This window comes from Mesorhizobium sp. M0074 (assembly GCF_040322975.1).
Classification (GTDB): Bacteria; Pseudomonadota; Alphaproteobacteria; order Rhizobiales; family Rhizobiaceae; genus Mesorhizobium.
Window position 1 is genome coordinate 47731 of record NZ_JAMYUM010000007.1, and the last position, 17230, is coordinate 64960.

14 protein-coding genes and 1 tRNA gene are annotated in these 17230 nt (G+C 62.8%); 11 read left to right on the forward strand and 4 right to left on the reverse strand.

Annotated features, from left to right (window positions below):
• The first annotated feature begins 92 nt into the window (after nt 1–92).
• From NKJ73_RS11615 to NKJ73_RS11645, 7 genes are all read left to right on the forward strand, one after another.
• Nucleotides 93–806: a FadR/GntR family transcriptional regulator gene (locus tag NKJ73_RS11615; RefSeq protein WP_352569473.1), complete on the forward strand. Its 714-nt coding sequence runs from the start codon at nt 93–95 to the stop codon at nt 804–806.
• A 32-nt stretch (nt 807–838) separates the two neighbouring features.
• Nucleotides 839–2419 (forward strand): ABC transporter substrate-binding protein, encoded by a 1581-nt coding sequence (locus tag NKJ73_RS11620; RefSeq protein ID WP_352569474.1) that lies wholly within the window; start codon nt 839–841, stop codon nt 2417–2419.
• Nucleotides 2420–2485: 66 nt separating this feature from the next.
• The gene (locus NKJ73_RS11625; RefSeq protein ID WP_023678169.1) at nt 2486–3445 is read left to right on the forward strand and encodes an ABC transporter permease; all 960 of its coding nucleotides are present in this window, start codon (nt 2486–2488) and stop codon (nt 3443–3445) included.
• A complete protein-coding gene (locus NKJ73_RS11630) occupies nt 3442–4347 on the forward strand; it encodes an ABC transporter permease (protein ID WP_023678168.1) in 906 nt (301 codons plus the stop codon). The genes NKJ73_RS11625 and NKJ73_RS11630 overlap by 4 nt, the downstream gene beginning before the upstream one ends.
• A gap of 18 nt (nt 4348–4365) precedes the next feature.
• Complete coding sequence (locus tag NKJ73_RS11635; RefSeq protein ID WP_352569475.1) at nt 4366–5283, forward strand: dihydrodipicolinate synthase family protein; 918 nt, start codon at nt 4366–4368, stop codon at nt 5281–5283.
• Nucleotides 5280–6290, forward strand: a complete 1011-nt coding sequence (locus NKJ73_RS11640) for an ABC transporter ATP-binding protein (RefSeq protein ID WP_352569617.1) — start codon at nt 5280–5282, stop codon at nt 6288–6290. The genes NKJ73_RS11635 and NKJ73_RS11640 overlap by 4 nt, the downstream gene beginning before the upstream one ends.
• A complete protein-coding gene (locus NKJ73_RS11645) occupies nt 6290–7258 on the forward strand; it encodes an ABC transporter ATP-binding protein (protein WP_352569476.1) in 969 nt (322 codons plus the stop codon). Before NKJ73_RS11640 ends, NKJ73_RS11645 begins: the two co-directional genes overlap by 1 nt.
• Before the next feature lie 16 nt (nt 7259–7274).
• On the opposite strand, the gene NKJ73_RS11650 is transcribed toward NKJ73_RS11645, so the two are convergent.
• The 3 genes from NKJ73_RS11650 to NKJ73_RS11660 all read right to left on the reverse strand — a co-directional run bounded on the left by NKJ73_RS11650 (nt 7275) and on the right by NKJ73_RS11660 (nt 8908).
• Nucleotides 7275–8030, reverse strand: coding sequence for a haloacid dehalogenase type II (locus tag NKJ73_RS11650; protein WP_352569477.1), 756 nt, complete (start codon nt 8028–8030; stop codon nt 7275–7277).
• 246 nt (nt 8031–8276) lie between these two features.
• Nucleotides 8277–8609: a DUF167 family protein gene (locus tag NKJ73_RS11655; RefSeq protein ID WP_352569478.1), complete on the reverse strand. Its 333-nt coding sequence runs from the start codon at nt 8607–8609 to the stop codon at nt 8277–8279.
• Nucleotides 8606–8908, reverse strand: a complete 303-nt coding sequence (locus tag NKJ73_RS11660; RefSeq protein ID WP_292657287.1) for a YggT family protein — start codon at nt 8906–8908, stop codon at nt 8606–8608. The genes NKJ73_RS11655 and NKJ73_RS11660 overlap by 4 nt, the downstream gene beginning before the upstream one ends.
• A gap of 166 nt (nt 8909–9074) precedes the next feature.
• Between NKJ73_RS11660 and NKJ73_RS11665 the strand changes: the two genes are divergently transcribed.
• From NKJ73_RS11665 to NKJ73_RS11680, 4 genes are all read left to right on the forward strand, one after another.
• Nucleotides 9075–9150: transfer RNA gene (locus NKJ73_RS11665), tRNA-Ala, on the forward strand.
• A 239-nt stretch (nt 9151–9389) separates the two neighbouring features.
• Nucleotides 9390–9848, forward strand: coding sequence for a hypothetical protein (locus NKJ73_RS11670; protein WP_352569479.1), 459 nt, complete (start codon nt 9390–9392; stop codon nt 9846–9848).
• Between the two features lie 120 nt (nt 9849–9968).
• Complete coding sequence (locus tag NKJ73_RS11675) at nt 9969–13181, forward strand: AfsR/SARP family transcriptional regulator (RefSeq protein WP_352569480.1); 3213 nt, start codon at nt 9969–9971, stop codon at nt 13179–13181.
• A gap of 222 nt (nt 13182–13403) precedes the next feature.
• Nucleotides 13404–14744: an LGFP repeat-containing protein gene (locus NKJ73_RS11680; protein WP_352569481.1), complete on the forward strand. Its 1341-nt coding sequence runs from the start codon at nt 13404–13406 to the stop codon at nt 14742–14744.
• 377 nt (nt 14745–15121) lie between these two features.
• On the opposite strand, the gene NKJ73_RS11685 is transcribed toward NKJ73_RS11680, so the two are convergent.
• Complete coding sequence (locus tag NKJ73_RS11685; protein ID WP_352569482.1) at nt 15122–17176, reverse strand: M3 family metallopeptidase; 2055 nt, start codon at nt 17174–17176, stop codon at nt 15122–15124.
• Nucleotides 17177–17230: the final 54 nt, after the last annotated feature.

The window sequence follows — 17230 nt, forward strand, 5'->3', positions numbered from 1 at the left end:
GGCAGCAGCTTTGTTATGGGCTTGCAGGATATCCTACAAGTGGCTATACGACAAGCGGCGGGCAAGCTTCAGCGGATGATGAAGGCAGTGGGATGGCGGAACTGAAGTCGATCGAACCGTTGAGCAGACCGCCGCTGCTTTACGTCACCGTGCAGGAAAGCCTCAGGGCCTATATCGAAAGCAACCAGCTCAAGGCAGGCGATCCCCTGCCGCCGGAGACGTTCCTGGCGCAGCGGCTCGGCGTCGGCCGCAACTCCGTGCGGGAAGCCATCAAGGCGCTGGAATCGATCGGCATCCTGGAGACGCGACGCGGCATCGGCGTGTTCGTCAAGGAGTTCTCGTTCAAGCCGCTGCTGGATAACCTGGCCTACGGTTTGCAGGATTCGCTGCGCGATGTCGAAGAGCTGCGCGAAATCCGTCGCGTGCTGGAAACCGGCCTCATCGCCAAGACGATCGAGATGATCAGTGCCGAGGACATCGAGGCGCTGCGCCAGTTGACCGAGCGCATGCGGCAACGTGCCGAGCGCCATGAGAGCTTCGCCGAAGAGGACCAGCAATTCCATCAGCTGCTGTTCCGCTGCCAGAACAATCACATGCTGAGCGCGCTGATCGACATCTTCTGGACGGCGTTCAACAAGGCCTCGAATTTCACCAATCTCGATAATCCGACGCCGCTGGCGACATGGCGCGACCATCACGAGATCGTCGAGGCTGTCGCCGCCAAGGACGTCGACCAGGCGCGTCGGCGGCTCGACGACCATTACCGGGGGATCCAGCAGGTTATCGCAAAAAACCGAACAAGCTGAAGAACAACCTGACTATGCCAAGGGAGGAAACCATGCGTATCAGGACCATCGCATTCTCAGTCGCCGGGCTGCTGCTCGCCAGCATTGCCCCATTGACCAGTGTCCAGGCACAAAGCGCCAAGACCATTGCGGGCGGCTTCGACGTCGGTCCCGGCGGTTTTCCCAAGAACTTCAACCCGCTGGTGGCGACCGGCGGCTACACCTGGATCAGCACCTATTTTGAACCGCTGGTCATCTACAATGCCGGGCTGGCCGATATCGAAGGCGACCTCGCCAAGGACTACAAGATCAGCGACGACCAGCTGAGCTATACGTTCAACCTGGTCAACGAGACCTGGCATGACGGCAAACCGTTCACCTCGAAGGACGTCAAGTTCACCCTCGAGCTTGCCAAGAACAAGGCCTCCGGCAGCCTGTTTGCCGCCCGCCTCGCCAACATCGCCTCGGTCGATGCCCCGGATGACCACACCGCAGTGGTGAAGCTATCGAAACCGAACGGCTCGTTTCTATCCATCCTCTCGCAGCTGATGATCCTGCCGGAGCATGCCCTGGCCGCTCTGCCGCCGGAATCGCTGGCGACAAGCACCTGGTGGTCGACCACTCCGGTCGGCACCGGCCCGTTCAAGTTCAAGCGCTACGTGACCGACCAATATGTCGAACTGGCAGCCGATGACGATTATCGCGGCGGCAAGCCGAAGGTAGACGTGCTCATCAACCGCTATTTCGAGTCGCCGGCGGCGGCCGTTGCCGCACTCCGTGCCGGCGAAATCCAGTTCACCTATGTCGAGCCCGACGATGCGGCATCGTTCAAGAGCGACAGCAATTTCAAGGTGATCGAAGGTGCCTCGTACGTGGTCAACTATATCGGCCTGAACCAGAAGGTCGACCTGTTTAGGGATATCCGTGTCCGCCAGGCGATCATGTACGCGATCGATCGCAACGCCATCATCGACAGCCTCTACGGCGGTGCCGCCGAGCCAGCCAATTGCGGCTATGTCGCGCCGCATCTCGTTCCCGCAGGCCTCGAACCCTATGCCTACGATCCGGCAAAGGCCAAGGCGCTGCTGAGCGAGGCCGGCTGGGACAAGATCAACGGCGACAAGCCGATCACCTTGCTGACCTATTACGGCTCGCCGCAAGCGGCCAATGTGATGGCCGCTGTCCAGTCGATGCTGGCCGAGGTCGGCATCAATGTGGTGCCGCGGGTCGTCGATACGCCGACCTACAACGGCATCGTCTACAAGCAAGGCACGCCGGACTGGAACGCCTTTCCGATGGTCTATGCCGGCCTGCAGAACGGCCCCAACCCGGCCGGCCTCAATCCCGGCCTCAACAAGTCGCAGATCCCGCCGGCAGGCTTCAACACCATGCGCATCGAGTTCGACGATCTGAGCACCGCATTGGACGCCGCGCTAGGCCAAACCGATCCGGCCAAGCTCGATCAATCCTGGCAGGGGGTCTGCAAGGTGATGAACAAGGAGCTACCCTGGGCGACGTTGTGGGTGGCCAACCGCTATGGCGTAGCCTCCAACAAGCTGCATGACTTCGTCTGGACGCCGGCGCCGGGCGGCGGCCCCTACGCAGCTCACCCCGAGCGCTGGGACATCCAGTAAGAAACCCGCAACCGAGCGAGCAGGCGGGACCACTTTGGCGCCGCCTGCCACCGCCACGGAAAGCCCATGTTGAGCTTCATCGCCCGCCGCAGCGCCACAGGATTGCTGATGCTGGTCGCGCTCAGCGTCCTCATCTTCATCCTGTTGCGGCTGGCGCCGGGCGATCCGATCGACGCCTATATCAACCCATCGGTCCCCATGTCGGCTTCCGACCTCGAGGGCCTGCGCGAACGGCTCGGGCTCGATCGGCCGCTTCCCGTGCAATATCTCGCCTGGCTGCGCGCGGCGCTGAGCGGTGACTTCGGCTATTCGATCCAGCGCAGCGGCGTTGCCGTGCTGCCACTGGTCATGGAACGCATCGGCCCGACGGCGCTGCTGATGGGTACGGGCCTGGCGATCGCCATCGTGCTCGGCATTTCCGCCGGCATTTTCAGCGCGGTGCGCCGTAACGAACCATCCGACATCGCGCTGTCGGTGCTGTCGTTTATCGGTATCTCCAGCCCGGCTTTTCTGACAGCGCTGCTCGGTCTCTATTTCTTCTCGGTGCTGCTGCGCTGGGCGCCGTCCGGCGGCATGCAGACCGCGGGTGCGCCGTTCTCGGCGACGGATGTGCTTGCGCACCTCGTCCTGCCCGCCTGCCTGCTGTCCGTCGGCCATGCCGCGCTGATCATGCGTTACATGCGCGCCTCGCTGCTGGAAGTGCTCAACCAGGATTACGTGCGGACGGCGCGTGCCAAGGGCGTGCGCGAGTTCTGGGTTATCATCAAGCACGCGACCCGCAATGCGCTCTTGCCGGTCATTACCTTGATCGGCTCGACTGTCGGCATCGCCATCGGCGGCGCCATCTTCCTGGAAAGCGTGTTCAACTGGCCGGGCATGGGACTGCTTCTGGTCAACGCCGTCGGCACCCGCGATTACCCGGTGATCATGGGCGCTACCCTGGTGATCGGCGTTTGCGTCATCCTGGTCAACCTCTTGACCGACGTCGTCTATGCCGTCGTCGACCCGCGCATTCAGGTGGCATGATGGCAATCACGGCGCCAGATCCTACAGTTGACCCGACAGCCGTGCCGCAAACCAAAGGCCCGCTTCGCCGCGCGCTCGACCGCTTTTTTGAAAACCGCGCGGCGCGTGCCGGGCTTTTGATCGTCATCCCGATCCTGCTGGCGGTTTCGACGTATCCTTTGTGGTGGCCGTTCGGTCCTAACACCATCGACCTCCGAGCAATGAACAAGGCGCCGTCGGCCATTCATTGGCTGGGCAGCGACGGCGTCGGGCGCGACGTCATGGCCCGGTTGCTGCAAGGCGGGCGGATCTCATTGCTGGTTGCCGTCAGCTCGGTCGCCATCTCCACCGTCATCGGCTTCCTGGTCGGCGCCGTCGCCAGCTTTGGCGGGCGCCTCGTCGACGGCACGGTGATGCGCCTGGTCGATCTGGCGATGACGCTGCCGCCGGTGATCTTCCTGCTGGTGCTGGCTTCGATCGCCGGCACCGGCATCGCGCCGACCATACTGGTGATCTCGCTGCTCTCCTGGCCGGTGCTGTCGCGCATGGTGCGCGCCCGGCTGCTCGAACTGCGCGAGCGCGATTTCGTCGTTGCCGCCCGCGGCATGGGGGCAGGGCTGCCGCATCTGCTGTTCCGGCACGGCCTGCCCAATTGCATCGATATCCTGGTCGTCTACGCCACCTTGCAGATCGCCAACGCCATCCTGCTCGAGGCCGGCCTGTCCTTCCTCGGCCTCGGCATCGCACCGCCCGAAGCCAGCTGGGGCAACATGCTCAATCTCGCCCGCTCCACCGTCGTGCTTGAAAATTACCCCTGGCAATGGATGTTCCCGGGCGCCGCACTGGTGCTCACCGTGCTCGCCATCAACTTCATCGGCGACGGCTTGCGCGACGCATTCGACCCCCGCTCCGATCTCAACTGACCTCAAAGGTTCATCAAAATGCCCCTGTTTACCGGCGTCGTGCCACCTGTCGTCACCCCGCTCAATGCCGATTTCAGCATCGACTTTCCGTCGTTCACCCGCACCATCGAGAACCTGCTCGACGGCGGCGTTCACGGGCTGTTCGTGCTCGGCTCGACCAGCGAGGTGGTCTTCCACGACGAGGCGGGCCGCAGGGCCGTCCTCGAGCACGCGGTCAAGGTCAATAACGGCCGGGTTCCGATCTTCGCCGGGGTCATCGACCCGACGACCGACCGCGTCATCAACCACGCCCGGATCGCCAGATCGGCCGGCGCCGACGCCATCGTCGTCACCGCGCCGTTTTATACCCGCACCAGCCAGCCGGAGATCGGCGACCACTTCCGCTATATCAAGGATGCGATCGACATTCCGGTCATCGCCTACGACATCCCGGTCTGCGTCCACGTCAAGCTGGAGCGCAAGACCACGGTCGGCCTCGCCAGGGAAGGCGCCATCGCGGGCATCAAGGATTCCAGCGGCGATGACGGCAATCTGCGTTACGTGCTCAAGGACATGGCCGACGACCCCGGCTTCTTCGGCATGACCGGCTCCGAGATACTGGTCGATAGCGTGCTGGCGATGGGTGCGCATGGCGTCGTGCCGGGGCTCGCCAATGTCGACCCGCATGGTTATGTCAGGCTGTGGAAGCTGACGCAGGCGGGCCAGCATGCCGAAGCCCGCCTGGAGCAGGAGCGGCTGTTAAAGCTGTTCGAGATCGTCTGGATCTCGCTCGGCAGGACAAGCGCCGGCTCGGCCGGCGTCGGCGCCTTCAAGGCGGCGATGAAGAGCCTCGGCATCATTGCCTCCAACACCATGGCGCGGCCGCAACGCAGCCTGAACGAGGAGGAAACCGCGAAGGTCGACATGATCCTTCGCGACGTGGGGCTGCTCCGCTGAGTGTCGCGCCGATCCTCTCGATTTCCGGCCTGCGCGCGGTGTTCCGCATCGCGGGGCGCGACATCGCGGCGGTAACGGATGTCGACCTGACGATCGGCTCCGGCGAGACGGTGGCGCTCGTCGGCGAATCCGGATCCGGCAAGTCCGTCACCAGCCTGTCGATCATCGGCCTCTTGCCGAAAAGGGTCGGACATATCGCAGAGGGGTCGATCGCGCTGCGGCGCAAGAACGGCACGGTCACCGAACTGACCAGCCTCGATGCCGAGTCGCTGCGCAAGATACGCGGCAACGAGATCGGCATGGTGTTCCAGGAGCCGATGACCAGCCTCAACCCGGTCTACACGATCGGCGAGCAGATCGCCGAACCGATCCGCATCCATCTCGGCAAGTCGCACCGCGAAGCAGCAGCAGACGCGGTGCGGCTGCTGGCGCAGGTCGGCATTCCCGATCCGAAGCGGCGGGCGCGGCAATATCCGCACGAACTTTCGGGCGGGATGCGCCAGCGCGCCACCATCGCCATGGCCCTGTCCTGCGATCCGGGCTTGCTGATCGCCGACGAGCCGACGACCGCGCTGGACGTCACCATACAGGCCCAGATCCTCGATCTTTTGGCCGACCTGCAGGCGCAGCGCGGCATGGGCATCCTGTTCGTCACCCACAATCTCGGAGTCGTCGCCGAAATCGCCGACCGGGTGGCGGTGATGTATGCCGGGCGTATCGTCGAAACAGGTCCGGTGAGCGAAGTGTTCACCCGTCCGCGTCATCCCTATACCGCAGGGTTGATGCGCTCGGTGCCGCGGCTCGGCCAGGCCACGGCGCTGAAGGCGGCGGGGACGCCGCTCCCCACCATTGCCGGAAATGTTCCGTCGCTCGCCTTGCTGCCCAAGGGCTGTTCCTTCGCGCCGCGTTGCCCGATGGCTATCGCTGCCTGCCGCGCCGCGGTCCCGCCCTTGTTTGGGGCGACGCCGACCCAGCAAAGCCGCTGCCTGCGTTGGGAGGAGCTCTGATGGCCGACGCCCCTTTCCTCGCTGTCAAAAACCTGGCCAAGCATTTTGCGCCGACAGCGTTCTCGCGCGGACCCGTCGTAAGGGCGTTGGAGGATATTTCCTTCGATATCAGGCGTGGCCAGGTGGTCGGCCTGGTCGGCGAATCCGGGTCCGGCAAGACGACGATCGGCCGCTCGGTGCTGCGTCTGATCGAGCCGACATCCGGCCAAATCAACTATGACGGCACCGACATCACCAGGCTGGGTGCCGCCCAGTTGCGCCGCCAGCGCCGCAAGATGCAGTATATTTTCCAGGATCCCTTCGCCAGCCTGTCGCCGCGCATGACGATAGGGCAGATCCTCACCGAAGGCCTGGACATTCAAGGCATCGGCAAGAAGTCCGAGCGGCGGGCGAAGGCCGAGAAGGCACTTGCCGCGGTCGAGTTGCCGGTCGACGCCTATGACCGCTACGCCCATGAATTTTCGGGCGGCCAGCGCCAGCGCATCGGCATCGCCCGGGCGCTGACGCTCGAGCCGGAATTCATCGTTGCCGACGAGCCGGTCTCGGCACTCGACGTCTCGATCCAGGCGCAAATCATCAATCTGTTGCGCGACCTGCAGCTCCGGCTCGGCCTGACCATGCTGTTCATTTCGCACGATCTGGCCGTCGTCGAGTACATCTGCGACACGGTCATCGTGCTCTATCTCGGGCGCATCATGGAAGTTGCGCCGGCGGCCGAGCTTTATGCCCGGCCGCAGCATCCCTACACGCGCGCGCTGCTGTCAGCCATTCCATCGCTCGATCCGCTGGCCAGGCAAGACCGACAAGTGCTCAAGGGCGATATTCCAAGCCCGGCAAACCCGCCGTCGGGCTGTGTTTTCCGAACCCGTTGCCCGTTTGCGGTGGAAGCTTGCGCCGGGGCTGTACCGCCGCTGAGGGCGACAGCCGAGGGCCATCTGAAGGCCTGCATCCGCGACGACATCGCTTAGGTTTTCTGCCCTCGGCCTACGGGAGAACGTGGGCGAGATGGACAAGGTCGTCGGCCACAAAGTCCCAGCTCTCAAGAGGCGAGAGATCGGTCGTCTGCGCCGGGCCATGCTCTTTTGGCCGAGCAACAAAGGCGGTTCCGATACCGCACCTTCGCGCCGCAGCCAGGTCGTCATTATGCGCGGCGACTAACACGGCCTCCGAAGGTCGCACCCCCAGGATCTCCACTGCACGGAGATAAGCCTGCGGCGCAGGCTTGTAGGTGCCGAACACATCCGAGCCAAGGACGGTGTCCCAAGGCAGGCCGGCGCGCTTGGCCATATCCAGCAACAGCCGGGTATTGGCCCCTGACAAGGGCACGATGATGAAGCGTTCCTTCAGCCTCGCAAGGCCTTTCAGCGAATCGGGCCACGGCTCCAGCCGGCGCCAGGCGAGGTTGAGTTCCTCAAGTTCGGCGGTCGGCAGCTCGGATGGGGCCAGCCCGAACTGGACGAGGGTGGCGTCCAGATTCTCCCTGTTGATCACGTCGAGTGAAACGAAAGGCCGGTGCCCCGTCCGCACCGCCTCGGTCGAGGCGTCATAGCGCGACGCCCACGCATCGGCGAATTCACCGGGATCGACCTGCTGTGCACCGTTTCGCGCCAGGAAGGAGCCGGCCTCCCTTGCGATACCGCTGCGCCAATCAACGACGGTTCCCAGAACATCGAAGAATAGGACTCGAGTGGCGGTCATATTGAGCTTTCGGGCGGGGTTGCGGTTGGTGTCCTGCCGCATCGGTCGCGATAGGACGGATCGACCGCGTCGAGCTGCTGATCAGATAGTCGAAATGTTTAAAAGCCTGTTCGCGAAGGTGGTTCCCCCGACCTCATTGAAACGTCGTCGACGCCAACCCATATGCAATGTGCGTCGGATGTTTCCTCCCATTCGTCCGGCGCGTTCCCCTCTGAAGGTTTTCGACCTTCACATCTGGCCGGGCTTTGCAGCCCGGCCTTTTTTGCGGGGTAAGTGAGCGAGCCGAGATCATGGCGCAGACGTGCCCAGCGTATCGATGCGTTTCGCTAGCGCCGCAGTATCGCCAAGCACACGGACCGTCTTCAGCCGAGCGGTGCCGCCGGCGGCGATCGAGACGCCCGATGCCGGCACGCCAAGCGCCTTAGCTACCAGCCTTTCCAGCGCTCGATTGGCGGCTCCGTTTTCCGGCACGGCGCGGACGCGGGCTTTTAGATAGCTTCGCCCATCCACCGATGTTTCCATGCCCTCCAGCCTGTCCATCGCCGCTTTCGGCGTCAGCCGGACGAACAGGTCGATGCCGTCGGCGCGAAGTCGAAAGAAACGGTTCGTCTCGTGACTCACATCGATCCGATACCGAACATCGGCTGAACGGTCGTGTCTAGGAACACGCTGATAAATGTCAGCGCAAGCAACAGGATGATCGGCGAGATATCGATCCCGCCAAGGTCCGGGAGGACGCGGCGGATCGGCCGCAATGCCGGCTCGGTCAGCCGATAAAGCATGTTGCCGATAGAGTCGACAAGCTGGTTGCGCGAGTTGACGACGTTGAAGGCGTAAAGCCACGAGAAGATAGCCGCACCAATCACAATGTACCAATAGATATTAATCGCGGCATGCAGCGTATAAAAGACTGCGATCATCGGTTGCTCCTTGCGAACGCCCGACATGTAGCCACTGTAGGTGAAAGCGGCAAGAGCCGCCTTCCGCCGCATGGCGAAGCCGGACGAACGGCCGAACGGCATTTCGGCAGCAAGCGCAGCCTTGACAGGAAACCGCAGCGGCCGATAAAAGCCCCATCCGCTGGACGGGGCTGTAGCTCAGCTGGGAGAGCGCGTCGTTCGCAATGACGAGGTCAGGAGTTCGATCCTCCTCAGCTCCACCAGCGGATTTTTAGAATCCCTTGCCTGGTTGCATGCCGAAGACCCGCTTGGAGTCCATGGCTATCCTCAGCTGAAGCAACCGAATGCATCGCGAGCCTCTGCCGGCTTGGCACTGTCATCGCCGGGTGGATTCACATCGGCGACGTAAAGGCCTTCTACACCAGTAGCGTATGCGGCCTATTGCTACTGCGCCTCGTCCTTGCCAGACTTGGCCCGTCTTCAAAACCGAGGGGAATTCACTATGACCAGCACGACAAGACGTGATTTTGTAGGTCTTACAGGAGTGGCAGCGACTGCCCTGGCCGGTGCTGTTGCAACACGAGCTACCGCTGCTGAAACCGACGTATCGCCATCGTTCGATGAGGTTCTTCAAGAGTACAATCAAAACAACACAGAAAGGACTAGATCAAAGCTGGCGATCTATGTGGTGCTTTCTCATCTGCACGCCAGCCTCGAGGACGAATTTAGTGACCTTGGGCTAGAGCTGCCTTTAGGAAAAAAGGCCTTGCCATCGAAGCTGCCGGCCAATTTCGAGGACGCGCAGGTTGCACCCCTTCCTTGGCTCTTCAAGCCCTCGGAAGTTACCGACCACGAACGAAACGGCTATGCGACGATTGCAATGCGAATGAACGCAGTGATGGCAAGACACACCGCCGACGTGAGTGTCGGGGTTTCGCATATCATGTCGCACAAGGGATAGGCGCGACCTTGCCGGCGAGCACGGCACGTCAGGCGAGCACAACGCCGGCCGGCGATTTGTTGTTGCGGGCGAACCGATTGCCTGTTTTCGCGAGGCGACTGCGCTGCGAGAGTCCTCACAATGGATAAATCCTTCCGGGACGCGCCGCGCGAGATAGCAAAGCTCTCGGCACCCCGGCCAGTGGGAATTGTCAGCCGTCCGCGCGTAGTGGCGCTGCTTTCGCAGGCCCTCGACAGCGGTGCATGCTGGCTGGCTGCGCCTGGTGGATACGGCAAGACCACCGCGGTGATCGACTTTCTGGAACACGGCGGGCTGGAACAAGGCGGGCTGAAGCAAGGCGAATCGGCGTACAACTGGTATCGGGTCGACACCGAGGACCAGGACGTTGCGCGCCTTTTCCACTATCTGACGCTGTCGCTCGACGGCAGGCATGCCGGCATGCCGGTCTTTGGTCCGGAATATGCCGACAATTCCGACGATTTCGCGCGGCTGTTCTTCCGCACCTATTTCTCGCGGCTTGATCCGGGCACGATCCTGGTCCTCGACGATCTGCATCGTGCCGATGCGCCAGGCTTTCGCCGGACGCTGGCGATCCTGTTGCGCGAACGCCCCAACACCGTCCGCTGCATCTGCACATCGCGGATGCTGCCCGAGGGCGATGTCGCCGACCTCGTGCTGTCGGGACAGTTGCCGGTGCTCAACCAAACGCTGCTGGAGTTTTCGCCTGCGGAGGCTCGCAACCTCGTCGCCGCCCGCTCGCAATCGCCGTCCGAGGTCGGCGACATTTCGGAGGCGCGCGGCTGGGCGGTGGGGCTTCTCCTGCTGGCCAACGCCGGAATGTACTACCCGCTTTCGCAGACCGGCCTTGCCGGAGGCGCCGGCCTTCGGGAGATTGTCGGACGTTATTTCCTGCGCGACATCGCGCCGGAGGACCAGGATCTGCTTATCAGGCTCAACGTTCTGCCGGAGATCAGCACGGAGCTTGCCGATGCGTTCCTGGGCTCGCCGCAGGCTGCTCGCCTGCTGGTGCGGCTGCAGCATCGCCAGCTGCTGATCACGCGCGACGGTCCGGGCGGCGCCGCCTTCCAGCTGCATGACTTGTTGCGCGAATACCTTGCCGGCCTACTGGACCGGCGCGTGACGGAAGCGGACCGTTCCAGGCTGCGCGAGCAGGCAGCAAAGGTCCTGCACGAGGCAGACAAAACCGATGCGGCAATCGTGCTGGCGTTGCAGGCGGGCGCCTGGCCGCTGGCACGCCAGCTCATTCTGGAGTGCGCTAACGGCGTTCTCTCGCAAGGGCGCAGGGCCAGCTTCGTCGAATGGTGCAACAGGCTGCCCCCCGACCAGATGGACGGGTGGGTCCATTATTGGCTGGGCGTCGCCTTCGCATCGGACGATGCGAAGGCCGAACCGCACTTCTCCAAGGCCTGGCAAGCATTCGAGAACACCGACATGCGCGGCCAATGCCTGACGGTCGCGCGGGCGGTCGTAGTCAAGACCGCCAGCTGGCGTACGCATGAGGGGCTGGCGGATTGGACGCGCCGAGCCTCACAGGTTCTTGCCAAGGGATTGCCGGAGTTGGATCCGGAGGAACTCATGATGGTCAGGCTCGGCATCCTGCGGGCCGTCGATTTCGCCGAACCTGGCGAATTCGACGCCCATGACGCGAAGCGCCTCGTGAATGATATCCAGCAGCGCCTGACACATCTGCCGATCGAGGATTCGGTCGAGTTGCGCCTGCTGGCAAGCGAAGCGCTCATCGACTACGCGACCTCGTCGGGGCAGCGCGACATTTTTGCCAATGCCGTGGACAGCGTTGCCGCCGATCTCGAAAATCCGGATATCCCGCCGCTGGTGCTCGGCATGTGGCTGGTGTCCTTTGGCTCGGCCAGCGGCCGTTACTTCCCGTATTCGCGGCGCGGTTTTGTCTATGCCTCGCCCGAGGATGCGTTGCGACGCGCAACGGCGATAGGCGAGCAGCACGCGTTACGGGGCGTCGAGTTCAGCGCCCTCTATCAGCTTCAATTGCTGATGAAGCTTCACAACAGGTTCTCGGAATTCAATGCGCTTGTCTCCCGGCTGGGCGAGATCGCGGACAGCAGGTTCACAACCCAGGTCGCTGTAGTCGCCGACTGCCACGCGGCGATGCACACGCGCAACGGCGACTTCGTCAAGGCTTATCTCGACTGCGATGCCTTCATGGATGCGATCGAGCGGGCGAATGAGCCGATGATCGAACGCTGGCCGCATTACGTCACCAAATACCAGGTCCTGCTGGCCGATCGGCGTCCAGCGGAGGCCATTGCGCTACTCCAGGAGATCGTCGAAAGGCTGAGCGGCGGCCCTCGCCAGCGCGTCGAACTCAACATTCTGGCCGCTCAGGCCCTGGAGCAGAAGTGGAACGGCGGCGCGTCCTATGGCACTCGTCTGGCTGAATTCATGGAGGTGTTGCGCCAGGTCAACCCCTCCGCAATCCTGCTCAACCTGCCGGACATATTGGCCGATCTGGTCGCCGATGCGCTGGAGCGAAAGATCGACGTCGATCTCTGCCGCCGCGTCGTTCGGGCGCGATATCTGGTCCCGCCCGTCGGCCGACCCGCCCAGTGGCCTTGGCCGCTCAGGATCCACTTGATGGGAGGCTTCCGCCTCGAAATCGATGGCGCCGAGGTCGCGCCCGGTGCCAAACCTACCCGCGCGCTCGACATATTGCGCATTATCTGCCTGTCGAGGGACCAGGTCTGTTCGGTGGAAACCCTGCAGGATTGGCTCTGGCCCGACCTCGACGGCGACCAGGCCAAGGCGGCCTTGGAGCAGGCGCTGCATCGTCTGCGCAAATTGCTCGGGCAAGGCGAACTCGTGACGCTGAGAGAAGGCCGTTTGCGGCTCGCTGCCGACAAGGTCTGGATCGATCTGCAGGATTGGGAAGACCGGCTGAAACCCGTTCTGTCGGGCCAAAGAGACAGCGCAATCGAGGAGCAGGAGATGCTGCTGGAAGGCTTTGTCGGCCCGCTTTTCTCGAATGGCCCGACGCCCGCCTGGTCGAACGCCGCGGCCGACCGGGTGCGGGACGGGTTGGTGGAGCTTGCCGTGCGGATCGCCAAACACTGGCAGAGCCAAGGCAACGCGGATCGGGCACGCCAGGCGTGCCGGCGTGCGCTCGATTTCTACCCGGAATCGGCCAAACTCCATGGCACGCTCATCCAGGAGAGCCTCTCCAGGAACGACCAGGCCGGCGCCATCGAGGATTACCGGCGCTATGAACGCGCGCTCGCTTCGACCGGCGATGACGAGCCCTCGCCTTTGCTGCGTTCGCTCGTGCGCCCGTTTCTCTAGACCGGTTCGTTTCACGGAAACGCCGAACCGCTCTATCTCTTTATTTTTTGCGCAATTCCGGACGGAAAACCGTTCCACACTTTTCCTGGAATTGCTCTGGCGCAGCTCGGAACTCCGTAAGCCGTCCGTAAGTCGCGGTCTGGGAACCTCGGCCCGTCGATCAAAACCGATCGCCGGAGGCCTGAAGCCCCCGATACCAACACTCACAGGAAGGAAAAGGTCATGCCGTATACTGCCAGAGCAACTTCGAGAGTGCGTGCCGGCACCATCCGCGCTGGAGCCACAAGACTTTCCGACCAGCTCAGGATCGGGCCTTGGTCGCTCCTCTCGCCCGAAGCTGTCATACAGCAAAAGTACAACTCCCTTGGAGGCGCCGGCTTCGCCGAGATCGACAGGAAGGACACTGGAAAAGCCTGGTATCTCAAGAACGGCTCATGCATTTGTTACAACGATGCCATGCACGACGCCTTTGAGATCCATGGCGAAATCTATAGGAAGTGGATTGCGCTTGGCGGTCTCGCGTGGGGCATTCCCTGCACCGACGAAACCGGAACTCCCGACGGCGTCGGCCGATACAATCACTTCAACAACAATACCGCTTCGATCTACTGGACACCGAACACCGGTGCTCAAGCGATTTGGGGGGCAATTCGCGGCAAATGGGCAGCAATGGGCTGGGAGCGCTCGGTTCTCGGCTATCCGGTCACCGACGAAACCGGAACTCCCGACGGCGTCGGGCGCTACAACCATTTTGCCAATGCCGGCTCGATCTACTGGACACCGAACACAGGAGCCAACGTGGTGTACGGTGACATCCGCAAGAAGTGGGAGAGCCTGGGCTGGGAACAGTCATATCTGGGTTATCCCACGACCGACGAGACCGAATTTGCCGAAGGAGGCCGCGCCAATCTGTTTGAAAACGGCGGCATATACTGGTGGCCCGACACCGGCGCGATCGACCTTCGAGACGTCGTCGTCCACTATACCGGCCTCCATTGCTTCGGCGAGACCGACTGGGATCAGGGGCCGGGTGGTGCGGACGAGCCCTATGTCATCGTCAGCGTGGCAACGCCGCAGATCGCCGACACCAAGCGCAGCCAGGTCTATGGCGACGTCGATGCGGGAGATACGAGACCCGACCTGATGGAGGTCTATCGAGGCAAGCCCTACGGCATCAATATCGGTACGGTGCTGATGGAAAATGATTTCGGCGATCCGAACAAGTACAAGGACGAAGTGCAGAAGGTCGTGATGGGCGTCCATACGGCGGGTACGCTGGCTTTGGGCCTCATTCCGGTGGCAGGACCTATCATTGCCGCGATAGCCGGCCCGGCCCTGGGATCCTTGATGCCATCGATCGGCGGCGCCATCAGCGATCTCTTCGATTGGGGCGATGACAGGATCGGGAGCGCGACAGTGACCATCTCCGCAAGGCAGATGGTGTTGCTCGCGGCACGTACGAACAATACCACCTTCAGCGGGATTGGGTTCAAAGTGGAAACGCCCCTGATTTCCGGCGAGGGGGCTTCCTACAAAGCCTATTTTGGCTTTGTGCCTGCCTAGGCCAATCGCCCCGGCAAAAAAGCTTGCCGGGACAATCAACTTACCAGCCCCGCCTTCCGTTGGCGGGGCTGACGTTCGCGACTGAGAGTTTCCGTAGCGGTCGTCGCAAGGCGCGATCCAGATGCGGCAGCGGCCGATCAGCATCGCGGGCAAGCTGTCGTTGCCTACCCCGCACAGCCCGTAGCGCCGCCATGAACGCGGCTCCTTCGGCCGGAACGATGGAGACCGCATTAAGTGCAGTCACCTCAACGACGCGGCCGCAGCCAACGAGGCCGAACGGGACCGGCGGAAACCGGATCAGGCGATGCGCAACCCGCCGCCATGACAGCCGAGATCAATCAGGATGGAAAGAGAACGGTGACAAGAGCGGGCATGCATCACACCAGCCCGCGCTTGGCCATCATCGCTTCCGGGGAAGGCATCTTGCCGCGGAAGGCGGTGTAGAGTTCTTCCGGGTCCTTTGAACCGCCGGCGGCGTAGATGTTCTTGCGCAGCCGCTCGGCCAGCGCCGGATTGAAGGGATCGCCTGTTTCCTCGAAGGCGGCGAACGCGTCGGCGTCGAGCACTTCCGACCACATGTAGGAGTAATAGCCGGCAGAATAGCCATCGCCGGCGAAGATATGGCCGAAATGCGGGGTGCGGTGACGCATGGCGATGGTGTCAGGCATATCGAGCTTTTCGAGTGTTTCGGCTTCGAAACGAAGCGCCTGTTCCGGTGCATCCGGCCGGGCGTGGTAGGCCATGTCGACCAACGCCGAGGCGGTGAACTCGACGGTGGCGAAGCCGGCGCCGAAGGTGCGCGCCGCCAGCATCTTGTCGACCAGCGCCTTTGGCATCGGCTTGCCGGTCTTAATATGCAGCGCATGCTTTTCCAGCACCGCCGGCACCGTCAGCCAGTGTTCATAGAGCTGCGACGGCAGCTCGACGAAATCGCGGCTGACCGAGGTGCCAGCGACCGATGGCCAGGTAACGTCGGTCAGCATGCCGTGCAGCGCGTGACCGAATTCGTGGAACAGGGTCTTGGCCTCGTCGACCGACAGCAAGGCTGCCTCGCCGGCCGGCGGCTTGGCGAAATTCATGATGTTGTAAATGACCGGCTTGGAGCCATCGCCTAGCTTGTAGCCGGATTTCAGCGCGCTCATCCATGCGCCGGAGCGCTTCGAGGGTCGCGCGAAATAATCGGCGAGGAACAGGCCGCGCTCGCTGCCGTCGGCATTCTTCACCACGAAAACCCGAGCGTCCGGGTGCCAGGTGGCAATGCCCTTCTTTTCTTCGAAAGAAATGCCGAACAATCGTGTTGCAACGTCGAAACAGGCCTCGATGATGCGGTCGAGCTGCAGATACGGCTTCAGCTCGGCCTCGTCGAAGGCGAATTTCTCTGCGCGCAGCTTCTCCTGATAGAAGCGCCAGTCCCAGGCGGCGAATTTCTCGTTGCTGCCGGCCTCGGCCGCCAGCCGCTGCAATTCGGCCTGGTCGCTTGCGGCCTTTTCCACCGCCTTTTCCCAGACTGGATCGAGCAGCGCGTGCACCGCCTCCGGCGTCTTGGCCATAGTATCGTCGAGCTTCAATGCGGCGTAGGAAGCATAGCCGAGCAGCTTCGCCTTCTCGGCGCGCAGGCGCAGCATGTCGCGCACCACTTCCGTGTTGTCGGTGGCGCCGCCATTCTGACCACGCATGATGAAGGCGCGAAACGCCGTCTCGCGCAGATCGCGGCGTTCTGAGAAGGTCGAGAACGGCTCGTAGATCGAACGCGACAGAGTGACGGCGTAGCGGCCCTTCTGGCCGCGCATCTCGGCGGCTTCCGCCATCGAGCTTTTCAGGAATTCCGGCAGGCCGGCAAGGTCGGCCTCGTCGAGGAACAACGCCCAGTCGCGCTCGTCGGCAAGCACGTTCTGGCCGAAATTGGTGCCGAGCGAGGACAATTCCTCGTTGATCGAGGCCAGCCGCTTCTTGCCTTCGGCGTCGAGCCTGGCGCCGGAGCGGACGAAGTTTTTCCAGGTCTTTTCCAAGACCCGCAGCGTTTCGGCATCGAGCTTCAAAGCATCGCGGCGCTGATAGAGGTGGTCGATGCGGGCGAACAGGCGTTCGTTCATCGAGATTGCCGAGAAGTGCCGCGACATCTTCGGCGAGATGTCGCGCTCCAGCGCCTGGATCGCTTCGTTGGTGTGGGCGCCGGCGCGGCACCAGAAGATCGACGAGACATGGTCGAGCGCCTCGCCGGCAAGCTCGAGCGAGGCAAGCGTGTTTTCGATCGTCGGCGTCCCGGTGTTGCCGGCAATCGCCTCGATCTCGGCCTCATGCGCCTTCAGGGCCGCGTCGAAGACCGGAGAAAAATCGCCGTCGCCGATGCGCGTGAAATCGGGCAGGCCGAGCGGCCCTTGCCATGCGGTCAGCGGATGGGCGGCGAGGTCGACGGTGGACGGCATGGGCAAACTTTCGCTGAGGAAGGCGGGAGAAGCGGATCGTCACCGATGTAAGGCGCCGGC